7 protein-coding genes are annotated in these 11,001 nt (G+C 36.1%); 2 read left to right on the top strand and 5 right to left on the bottom strand.

All coding sequences use genetic code 11. The annotated features are described in order from the left end of the window. Positions 1–85: 85 nt before the first annotated feature. From NAT51_RS01315 to NAT51_RS01300, 4 genes are all read right to left on the bottom strand, one after another. Positions 86–3,400, bottom strand: coding sequence for a PorP/SprF family type IX secretion system membrane protein (locus tag NAT51_RS01315; protein ID WP_250594297.1), 3,315 nt, complete (start codon positions 3,398–3,400; stop codon positions 86–88). 1 nt (position 3,401) lies between these two features. Then, positions 3,402–4,844, bottom strand: coding sequence for a T9SS type B sorting domain-containing protein (locus NAT51_RS01310; RefSeq protein WP_250594295.1), 1,443 nt, complete (start codon positions 4,842–4,844; stop codon positions 3,402–3,404). A 122-nt stretch (positions 4,845–4,966) separates the two neighbouring features. Further along, positions 4,967–6,247 carry a hypothetical protein gene (locus NAT51_RS01305; RefSeq protein ID WP_250594292.1) on the bottom strand — a complete coding sequence of 427 codons (1,281 nt, stop codon included), beginning with the start codon at positions 6,245–6,247 and terminating at the stop codon, positions 4,967–4,969. A gap of 48 nt (positions 6,248–6,295) precedes the next feature. Then, a complete protein-coding gene (locus NAT51_RS01300) occupies positions 6,296–6,733 on the bottom strand; it encodes a hypothetical protein (RefSeq protein WP_250594290.1) in 438 nt (145 codons plus the stop codon). Between the two features lie 394 nt (positions 6,734–7,127). Here NAT51_RS01300 and NAT51_RS01295 point away from each other — a divergent pair, with 394 nt between their 5' ends. Next, positions 7,128–8,276 carry a DNA polymerase III subunit gene (locus tag NAT51_RS01295; RefSeq protein ID WP_250594288.1) on the top strand — a complete coding sequence of 383 codons (1,149 nt, stop codon included), beginning with the start codon at positions 7,128–7,130 and terminating at the stop codon, positions 8,274–8,276. A 4-nt stretch (positions 8,277–8,280) separates the two neighbouring features. Next, entirely contained in the window at positions 8,281–8,664 is a 384-nt protein-coding gene (locus NAT51_RS01290) for a DoxX family membrane protein (protein ID WP_250594286.1), read from the top strand. Positions 8,665–8,708: 44 nt separating this feature from the next. Here the strand turns inward: NAT51_RS01290 and NAT51_RS01285 are convergent, their stop codons facing one another. Continuing rightward, on the bottom strand, positions 8,709–10,973 hold the full coding sequence (locus NAT51_RS01285) for a helix-turn-helix domain-containing protein (RefSeq protein ID WP_250594284.1): 2,265 nt from the start codon (positions 10,971–10,973) through the stop codon (positions 8,709–8,711). Positions 10,974–11,001 lie beyond the last annotated feature (28 nt).

The raw sequence follows: 11,001 nt of genomic DNA, 5'->3' as shown, positions 1-11,001 counted from the left end.
AATAAAGGTATTCAATTTTGGTCAGTTAACATTTCTTTAAGAATATAAAATCGATATTATGCATGGTCCTTAACGAATTTACTTATTATTTTTCAACTTTAACAACTACCATTTTTCCGTTAAATGGTTTGTTTCCTTTAGTTCCCATTGCTGTATTGGCATCGCCAATTTCATCAAATTTCTGATAGTAGATATAGTATGAACTCGTCGCTACATTGTAGAAGAAATCTATATTGGTTTGACCAGCCTGAATTGCCTTTCTCAGGAATTCATCACGTTTAGCAGGATCTTTGTGAACTGCTAATACCAGATAGAATCCAGGTTCTATATTTTCTACATTCTTAACAATCTGCATATTTGCCTGATCTTCGTCACCATAGTTGAAATCTTCCGGTTTGAAAGTTTGTCCAGTTGGCGACGTTGTCTCTTTAATTTGTTTCAGAGACGCTCTGTCTTTCAAGTACTTGTCTTGATTACTGTCGAATTGAGCACGTTTGATTCTACGTTTTTTCTCAACCTCGATATCCGCTTTAATTTGATCCAATCTTGATAACAATTCAGCATTTTGTCTGTCTGTAACCGATTTTTCAGCTTTTAATTTAGCCAATGCTTCTGCATAGTTTTTATTAACCAAATCGTTTTTGCTTGGAACTGTTTTCAGTCTTGCTGCTGCCAAAGTTTCAAACTCTTTGATGAAACGATCCTGTTCCTGTGTGCTTTGTGCAATTTCAGCTTTCAAGCTTTCAATTGCTCTGTTCGCTGCTGCTGAACTTTGGAATTCTACTTCTTTAGGCTGTGTTACAACTCCTTGTTCAGACAAGTCGTTTTCTTTTCTCAACTCTAATAATTCACGTTGTTTAGCATCAACCATAGACTTAAATTTATCTACGTTTTCAGTCTGTATTTTCTTAGAGTCGTCGATTACCTGTGTTAAATTGTCAATTTCTTTATCTTCAGCTGTCTTAGCTGCTTCTCGTTTAGCTCTTTCCGCATCTTCCTTCTCTTTACGTAAACGTTCAGCTTCTGCATCTGCTTTTGCTTTTGCATCAGTCTCTGCTTTTAAACGAGCTGCTTCATCTGCCTTAGCTTTTGCATCTGCAGCTTCCTTCTCTTTACGTAAACGCTCAGCTTCTTCATCTGCTTTTGCTTTTGCATCAGCTTCTGCTTTTAAACGAGCTGCTTCATCCGCTTTCGCTTTTGCTTCAGCCGCTAAACGAGCCTCGTTTTCAGCTTTAAGTCTTGCTGCTTCTTCTTTCGCTCTTGCTTCAGTCTCTGCTTTTAATCTTGCTGCTTCATCTGCCTTAGCCTTAGCTTCAGCCGCTAAACGTGCGTCATTTTCAGCTTTTAGCCTTGCCGCTTCTTCAGCTTTTGCTTTTGCATCTGCCACCTCTTTCTCTTTACGTAAACGTTCAGCATCTGCTGTTGCTTTAGCTTTCGCATCAGCTTCGGCTTTAAGTTTTGCAGCCTCATCAGCTTTCGCTTTTGCTTCTGCCGCTAAACGTGCATCATTTTCAGCTTTCAGTCTCGCTGCTTCATCAGCTTTTGCTTTTGCATCAGCTGCTGCTTTTTCTTTACGTAAACGTTCTGCTTCGGCTGTTTCTTTTGCTTTCGCATCAGCTTCTGCTTTAAGTTTTGCAGCCTCATCAGCTTTCGCTTTTGCTTCTGCCGCTAAACGTGCATCATTTTCAGCTTTCAGTCTCGCTGCTTCATCAGCTTTTGCTTTTGCATCAGCTGCTGCTTTTTCTTTACGTAAACGTTCTGCTTCGGCTGTTTCTTTTGCTTTCGCATCAGCTTCTGCTTTAAGTTTTGCAGCCTCATCAGCTTTCGCTTTTGCTTCTGCCGCTAAACGTGCATCATTTTCAGCTTTCAGTCTCGCTGCTTCATCAGCTTTTGCTTTTGCATCAGCTGCTGCTTTTTCTTTACGTAAACGTTCTGCTTCGGCTGTTTCTTTTGCTTTCGCATCAGCTTCTGCTTTAAGTTTTGCAGCCTCATCAGCTTTCGCTTTTGCTTCTGCCGCTAAACGTGCATCATTTTCAGCTTTTAATCTTGCCTGTTCTGCAAGACGTGCTTCATCTGCTTTGCGTGCTGCCTCAGCTTTTGCTCTTGCTTCAGCTTCAAGACGTGCTCTCTCAGCTGCTTCTTTTTCACGTCGTAAACGCTCAGTTTCTGTTAATGCTTTATTCTTATCAGCTTCGGCTTTTGCTCTTGCTTCAGCTTCGGCTTTAGCACGGGCTTCTGCCAATGCTTTTTCTTGTTCTGCTTTGATTCTTGCTGCTCCTTCCTGTTTCGCTTTAGCTTCTGCCAATGCTTTTTCACGAAGCAATCTTTCTCTTTCCAAGCGATCTTTCTCCTGTTGTGCTTTCAATGCTAAAGCCGCTTCACGCTCTTTCTGAAGTTCAGCAAGTGATTTTTTCTTAACCGGTGTTGCTTTAACCGCCGGATTTGTTTTCTTGGTTGCTCTTACAATAGGTTTATAATCTTCATAATCACCATATCCTTTAAGCTTATAAGCTAGCGTGATTTCATGTGATAAACCAAAATCCGTAAAATTCCCCAAGCCTTTTTCCACTGTATAACCAATGGATATTTTTTTAGCCAGGACTACTCCCAAACCTCCGGAAACACCATAAACCGAATTATATCCGGCTTGTGCCCAGACACCTTTCGGTGCATAAAATAAAACTGATCCCGAGAAAATAGTTTGGTCTTTTGCCATTTCACCCCTTAAAATGGTCGAAAATTTAGCATTTTCAAAAAAACCGTTATTGTACATATATCCAGTATACATCACGTGACCTGAGATGCTTTTCAGCGGGTCATCGGTAACCATACCGGAATTATTAAAATTGTAGTAAAAAATGTTGTTTGCTGTAAGTCCCAAATCAATCATTCCTGTGCTGTAATTGATACCGGGATTAACAGAAATCAATGAATTCTTAGCAATATTCTGAAGTGACGGATCTGGTTCGTTTGTAATGATTTTACCTTCATTCAAACCACTGTTTACATAGGCCAAATTCAATCCGAAAGTAAAATTACTATCACGGTTGATTTCAATGTTGCGTGCAAAGTTTCCAACAACACCAAATGAAGTCAAAACTCCGAAATTGCGTTGGAAAGCACCGAAAGCTAAACCATTCTGCTCTCTGAATCGCCCTGAATAACTGAAAAAATAAGAAGTAGGTGCATCTTCAAATCCCATCCATTGTCTTTTATTCAGAAAAGAAATAAATGATTCATCTTCCCTGACAAAACTGAAGGTTGGGTTAATTAAGAATTTATTGAATTTCAACGAATTTTTAGCTGGTACATCAAAAGAAGTCACTCCATCGCCAGTTTGGGCGTATACTACACCAAACGAACTAAAAACCAATAAGACACCTAATAATCTTCTTTTCATGCTACTTTATTACTGTAATAGATCCTTTTTTAACGGGGCTTCCTCCTTTAGAAATTACATAGTAGAAAATTGGATTTACTGACTTGAATTCAATTTCATTTTGGGGCCAATCGTTTTGATAATTTTTGACTTTAAGAACCTCTTTTCCAAAAGCATTGGTAATTAAAATCTCATGCTCTGTAGTTAGGTATTCCTGTGGTATTTCCCATAAGTCATTTGTTCCATCATTATTTGGGCTAATGGTATTTGGAATTTTAGTAGGGTTAACTCCAATTTTAACTTTGAAAAATATTTGTTTTGGAAACTGACATCCAGTGGTTTGTTTAACAACCAATTTATACTCACCAGCTATAGGGAGATTTGTACTAAAAGTGTCTGTTGTATTAATCGGTGTTAATCCACCTGGGTTATACCACTCATAAGTTGGATTTGATGCGGTAGTAGTAACTGTTACTGTAAAAGTTTCATTTTCCTGAATGATATTTGTATCCGGAGATTGTAGGGCTGGAAAATTAATATCAAAATCCAAAGCATTAACCTGAATACTGTTAGTAAAAAGCTTAGGGGAACAAGAACCTTGATCTACTTCTACTTTATAACTACCTGTAACAGCCGTTGAGTAGCTATTAGCGGTTGCTCCAGCTATTTCTATGTCATTTCTGAACCATTTGTAACTGTAACCAGGTGTGGTACTCAATATCGTTGGATTTGAAGGACAAATATCATTTGGCGGATCTATACTTGAAACCAACGTAAATGATGTATTAGTTTGATTGTTAACCGTTATTACTTGTGATTTTTCAATTTGTCCTACATCAAAAGTAGAACAGGATCCATAATCGATAAAACATTGATAATCTCCAGGCGAATTAACCACTAAAGAAGTACTTGGTCCGCTAGCAATTTGAACACCGTTTCTATACCATCTATATACTATATTCGGTATTGAAACCGGTGAAGGTGCAGCTGCATCAATAGATAATGTAACAGTACTTCCAGAACACATTGGTATACTCATTACTTTTCCATTTAACCAAAATTCCTGATCATATGGCTGGTAATAAGCCGGAAATGCTGCAGACATGCTCCCGTTTATTGCCGGTGAGCTGCCCACGACTCTTAATTTGAAACCTTCACCTCTCATTAATGCTGTTGTAGGAACAGCAAAAGTAAAACTACCAGGACTTGTGGTTGTTTGTGATGAAAGAATTGTGATACCGGTTGGATTGGCAAAATTGCCCGAAGCATCGGACATTTTTAACGTATAAGTATTCGGTCCGGTAAAACTGAAATTCACCGTATATGTATTAAAGCCCGGACTGGCACAAATTTTTGTAAAAGCATATGTTGGTGCGCTAATTTGTGCGAAAGCCCCGTCATGTATAAAAAACGGAACAATCAGAGCCAAAAATAACCTTAATTTAAATGGTATAGTTCTCTTCATATTAACTTTTACTTAACACAAGATTGTTATAACGAGAAAGTGAAAATATTATTGTATAAAAATCCAGAAATCCATTAAAAGTTTTACCCTTTAATGGATTGATTCTGGTTTATCATACTAAATTATTTTGAAGCGGTAATTTTACCGATTTTAACTCTGTAGTCAGGTGTTTTAGCTTCCCAAGCAATAAACATCTCAGTGTTAGGAGTAGTTTCGTAAAGATTAGCAAACTGTGGATTTCCGTAGTAATCTTCTAAATCTTCGTTATTTGTAGTGTTTTCAACAAAAATATTCCCCTTACAGTTATTGAAGTACATTTCCTCTAACTTGATTTTTTTAAGTCCTCCAGCTTCCGGTTTGATTTCATCATCTAAAACCACAGCAGGGCTGAATCCTGAAATAACACTTTTCTTTAAAGTAAGTCCTGAGCTTTCAGCAACATAAACTGATTCTTTTACTAATCCGCTTGCTAAATCTCTGTTCAAATCATCAGTAGAGTTTACTAATGTACAGTTTGTAGCAACAACATTGGTTAAAGCTTTAGAGAAATCTGCTTCATCTTTTTTCTCGTAAGAGTTAACATTCAAACATCTAGCTCTTGTTGAACCTGAAGAAAATGAGTGTCTTACAGCTAATGAATTGTCTAATTTGGTTTGTGAACCTTGAGAAAATCTGAAATCATCTCCTGTAGCACGTAAAGTAACCATATTTTTCATCGCAAGGTCTCCACCTAAGATTTCAAAGGCATTTCCCGCAGAAAAACTAGACATTACATTTTCTATAACTGTTTTATTTCCAACAGCTGCTAAAGATACAGCATTGTAATCTTTGTATCCTTTGATTTTTTTTCCGGCAAACTCTACCCTTAAAAATCTCAAAACACCTGAACTGGCAGTAGGATTTGTTCCTCCATAAATTGTTTGTGACGGATCTCCTTCAAAATTTAAAGAAGCTGTACCACCGAATTTATTGATTGGAGCATCACCTAAGATTACCAGTCCTCCCCAGTCACCTGGTTTTCTTTGAGCACTGTTAGATGTGAATACAATTGGGTCAGTTTCAGTACCTTCGGCCATTATCTTAGCACCTTTAGTAATGATTAACGCACCATTTGTAGCATTATCACCCTTGATAACTGTACCTGCTTCAATGGTAAGGGTAGCTCCGTTAGTTACATATACAGGTCCTTGAAGCAAGTAGGTATTCTTCTTGAACAACGTTGTATTTGTTGTAATCTTTCCGTACAAAATCTGATTCGTTTCATTGTATTCAACCTTTTTCGGGTTAAATTCAGTCCAGTTGTTTAACCAGTTGCTAGCACCAATTATACCTTTTTCCTGCTGTGCACTTGCAGCGAAGGCTACAAATAGAGCAATCCATTTTAAGTTAGATAAGTTTTTCATGGGGATTGGATTTAGAAATTATTAACTAAAATTAAAAAATATTTTTAATTATTCATTAAAACTATTCAATTCTTTTAACATTGATTCATAATATAAGATTGAAGAAACAAGATTTCCTTTGTCTGCATACGGTGTCATTAATCTTTGAAACTCTACTGTAGCAGTTAAGAATGTTCTTGTGTTTTCCTGTTGAGCGTCAAGCGCCTTGATGTTCTCCGAGTTGTCAGGAATACCAACATCCTGCATTGTGATACCCGGTTTGTGTGTTAAAGCAATATACGGAAGTGTATTTACTAAAGAATTAATTCTTTCGATGTATAACTCAAGTAATTGACCTTTTTGCATACCCTCCAATTCACTCTTTTCGTGAAATTTTCGGATTCCAGCATTCGTGCTGATGATGCTTTTAGGCTTCCCTTTAGCCTGAGCATTAATATTACCTACAGCAAAAAGCATAAATAGGCCTAAGAAGATAATTTTTTTCATGGTTGATTCAAAATTTTAGTTTAACTCTAATTATTCAAAAATATGTTTTTAAATTTAATTGACAAGTTTTCCATAACATTTTTGCGAATATTTGTATAATCTCATCTTTTTGATTTAAAAACTTTAACAAAAAATTAATGCATTCATTTTTTATCATCCATACCAAAAGCGTGCCAAAGTTTTGATGCGAGTTAATTTTTTGTGAATTTTATTTGAAAAACCCTTAAAAATAAAGCTTTTATAAAATTTCATTCGTGAGCAAAAATATTAAAATATTTCTAATAAAAAATATTTATCAACAATATTTGGTTAAAAACTTGCATTTTTTATCGATGAACAACATCAAATTAAAATCAGATACGGTTTTAAAAGCCAGATATTTTATATTTGCAATATGCATTTTAAACAAATTATTGGTCACGATCATTTAAAAAGCCACTTGATAAGAAGTGCTTCATCCGGAAGAATTCCTCATGCACAACTATTTGTGGGACCGGAAGGAAGTGGAGTCTTACCACTGGCCATAGCCTATGCTCAATTTGTTTTGTGCAGCAATACCGGAAACGAAAATACCGGAGGGAATGAAGCCTGTAATTTGAAGTTTGAACATTTCGCGCATCCTGATTTGCATTTCATTTATCCGACAGTAACAACCGAAGAAGTAAAATCCAAACCTAAAAGCCTTGATTTTTTAAATGACTGGCGTGAATTTTTACTGGAACAACCTTATGGTGGGCTATTTGATTGGTACAAAGTGCTTAATGTGCAGAACAAACAAGGAGAGATCAGGGTTGAGGATGCACAGGAAATCCTACGGTCACTTTCCCTGAAATCCTATGAAGGTGGTTACAAAGTCATGATCATCTGGATGGCCGACAAGTTGAATGTTGCTGCATCAAACAAATTATTAAAGCTTCTGGAAGAACCTACCGATAAAACTTTATTCATTTTAATAACTGAAAATGAAGAAGATATAATCCAAACGATCCGTTCACGTTGTCAGGTACTTCATTTTTCGGCCTTAAGTGAAGAAGCAATCGCAAACCATTTGATTGAATACAAAAGTATTGAAGAAAAGAAAGCCAAACTGATCGCACATAAAGCACAGGGAAATTACAACATTGCATTACGTTTGTGCGACGATAAAAATGATAATCAATCATTTGAAGAATGGTTTGTTACTTGGGTACGCGCAGCTTTCAGGGCAAAAGGGAATGCTTCGGCCATTCAGGATTTAATTTCCTGGAGTGAACTCATTGCCGGTTTGGGACGCGAAACACAAAAGAAATTTCTACATTTCTGTATTGAAATGTTCAGACAGGCTTTATTACTTAATTATCAGGCAGATAAATTGGTTTATTTTGAAACCGGCATTGCTAATTTCAGTCTGAATAAATTTGCTCCCTTTGTGACGGGAAACAATATTACCGAAATTTATAAAGAAATCCAGGACGCTATTTACCATATTGAGCGCAATGGTAATGCAAAAATTATTTTAACCGATTTATCAATAAAACTAACACGTCTAATACATAAAAATTAAACTTATGCACAATTTAGCAGGATTAATGGTATTGCTTTTTTTAGCAATTACTTTTTTACAATCAGGATACGATAAGTTTACTGATTTTCAGGGTAATTTAGAATGGCTTAAAGGTCATTTTTCAGGAACTGTTTTTGATGGTAAAGTAAATTTAGCCTTAAAAACGTTATTGGTTTTTGAATTAATTGCCGGATTATTATGCATTGTTGGAATCATAGAAATGTCAGTAAGCGGCGGAACAGTCTTTGGAAAATATGGTGCTGCGGTTTCATGTATCACATTGTTGATGCTTTTGTTCGGACAGCGTGTTGCCAAAGATTATGATGGAGCCAGAACAATTGCCATCTATTTTGCTTCGGCTGTTTTTGGCGTTTATCTTTTACAATAGAATAGGTGAGGAATACAATTGAAAATGTATTCCTCACTTTTGTTTTATTTACCGGATAGAATGTTTGCTCTGTACATCTTTAATTCATCCCAGGTAAATTGGTCTCCGTATTTTTCTTTCAGCGGATTCAAAGTATCTTCTTGATAATCTTCGAATGCTTTTTCAAGTTCTTTGATTTTGTCATCCGGAAGTAATTCCAGTATTGAAACCTTTCCGGCTTCAATTAACTTAACCATATGTCCAATAATGGTTTGCATGCTGAATTTTCTTATAACCGCTATATCTTTGAGCGAATTATTTTCTTTCCATAATTCAAAAGTTATCTCAGTAGTTGATTTTTTGGCTTCTTTCTCTTTTTTTGATTTTTTTGAGTAACGGTTTTCATCAACAGAGTCATCTATCAAGCTGTGATTAAGTTTTTTAAACTCATTACGAACTAATTCTAACTTGTTGATTTTATAAGATTTAATCTTATCAGAAGTCAGATTTTCCTTAGAAATTATTTCTCCGGAGGCAATATTCCTAATCAACAAAACTGCCTTCATCAAATCCAAAACCGATTTGATCTGAAATTCTTCCAAAACCAATAATTCTTCATAAATGGCTTTGTGCTTTTTTAACCGCTTAACTTCTTCCAATTTCCATAGAACTTCAAAAACAAATGCATCCAGTTTTGGGAAAAAATAATCATAAGCTGCAATGATTCTGACTTCAATAAATTCGTAATCAATCGTTTCACGTGAAAACAACTGATCCAACTGTGATCTGAATTTACGGGATGCTTCAGCTAAATCAACTAATAGTTCAGTATGCTTTTTGGCCCAGATAAAATGCTGGTTTTTCCCGGATTTATCGTCATGACTGAATTGATAATTCCGCCATTCCTGTGTCAAATTTTGCCAATCGAATGCCGATTTGAGATAACCTGCCAAAAAAGTTTGTGTCTCAGTTTGCAATGAAGTCGCTAATAAAGATTCGTCTGCTTTATGAACCGAATAATCCATTACATCCGAATCGGAGGAAATGCCATTCATTTGTAATGGAGAAAGCAAAATAAGCCCGTTTAAGGAACGCAAACGCGATAAAGCTACATATGCCTGCCCGGGTAGAAAAACTTGTGATACATCAAGCGCAGCTTTGTCAAAAGTCATCCCTTGACTCTTATGCACTGTTATCGCCCAAGCCAATTTAATAGGGTAGTGGACAAAAGTCCCAAGAACTTCTTCTTCAATTTCCTTAGTATCAATATTTAACGAGTACTTTATATTCTGCCATTCATATTTTTCAACCAGAATAGTGGAATTATCATCAAAGCGAACCATAATTTCTTCATCGGAAAGCGATTCAATCACACCCATCTTCCCGTTGAAGAACCTTTTTTCAACAGACAAATCATTCTTAATGAACATAATTTGTGCACCCACTTTAAGATTCAATTCGGAATCAACCGGAAAAATTTTTTCAGGAAAATCACCGATAACTTCAGGATAATATGACTTTTGCTGGCCTTGTAAATCACTTAAAGATTTGGTATTCAATGAATCTGCCTTATAATTATGCGTGGTAATGGTTATAAATCCAAGGTTTATTTTCGAATCAAATTTTGCATTTACATACTGGTTCAATGTGGAAATATCAGTTAGGGTTACCTGATTATTACGCAGATTATTCAAAATCGATATAAAGGTATCGTCGGTTTGACGGAAAATTTTAGACAATTCGATGTATAGTGGTGGTTTTTGTTGGATCACATGCGAATGGAAAAAATATTTTCCTTTGTAAAATTGACGGAGAACTTGCCATTCATCTTCCTTTATAACAGGCGGAAGCTGAAGCAAATCTCCAATAAAAAGCACCTGAACACCTCCGAAAGCTTCTTTATTTTTCCGTACATGCTGCAGCATAAAATCCATGGCATCAAGCAAATCTGCACGAAGCATACTAACTTCATCGATAATCAGTAATTCTAAATTTCTGAGGACAGATTTCTTTAAGCTATTCATTTTGAAATGCCTGGCTAAAGTGCTGCGGGATTCAAATTTGGAAAATTCAGTAAATTTTGGTTCGCTGTAATCGGGAAGAAAGGCGGCAAAAGGTAACTGGAACAAAGAATGAATAGTCACACCGCCCGCATTCAGTGCTGCAATACCCGTAGGAGCAACAACCACAACATTTTTATGTGTCGTTTTAAGAATATCACGTAACAAAGTAGTTTTTCCGGTACCTGCTTTTCCTGTAAGGAAAATATTACGTTTAGTTTGATTGATAAATTGTAAAGTGTACTTGGCTTCTGATGAAATAGTTTGCATTTGGCTTATAATTAAAAGGTTAAAATAT

Source organism: Flavobacterium amniphilum (genome assembly GCF_023634845.1).
Classification (GTDB): domain Bacteria; phylum Bacteroidota; class Bacteroidia; order Flavobacteriales; family Flavobacteriaceae; genus Flavobacterium; species Flavobacterium amniphilum.
Note: the sequence above shows the minus strand (reverse complement) of the source record. Positions and strands in the feature narration are given on the sequence as shown.

What these genes read in the sequence shown, in the direction of transcription:
- NAT51_RS01315 (WP_250594297.1), bottom strand. Translation starts at nt 3,400, where the DNA reads ATGAAAAGAAGATTATTAGGTGTCTTATTGGTTTTTAGTTCGTTTGGT.
- NAT51_RS01310 (WP_250594295.1), bottom strand. Translation starts at nt 4,844, where the DNA reads ATGAAGAGAACTATACCATTTAAATTAAGGTTATTTTTGGCTCTGATT.
- NAT51_RS01305 (WP_250594292.1), bottom strand. Translation starts at nt 6,247, where the DNA reads ATGAAAAACTTATCTAACTTAAAATGGATTGCTCTATTTGTAGCCTTC.
- NAT51_RS01300 (WP_250594290.1), bottom strand. Translation starts at nt 6,733, where the DNA reads ATGAAAAAAATTATCTTCTTAGGCCTATTTATGCTTTTTGCTGTAGGT.
- NAT51_RS01295 (WP_250594288.1), top strand. Translation starts at nt 7,128, where the DNA reads ATGCATTTTAAACAAATTATTGGTCACGATCATTTAAAAAGCCACTTG.
- NAT51_RS01290 (WP_250594286.1), top strand. Translation starts at nt 8,281, where the DNA reads ATGCACAATTTAGCAGGATTAATGGTATTGCTTTTTTTAGCAATTACT.
- NAT51_RS01285 (WP_250594284.1), bottom strand. Translation starts at nt 10,973, where the DNA reads ATGCAAACTATTTCATCAGAAGCCAAGTACACTTTACAATTTATCAAT.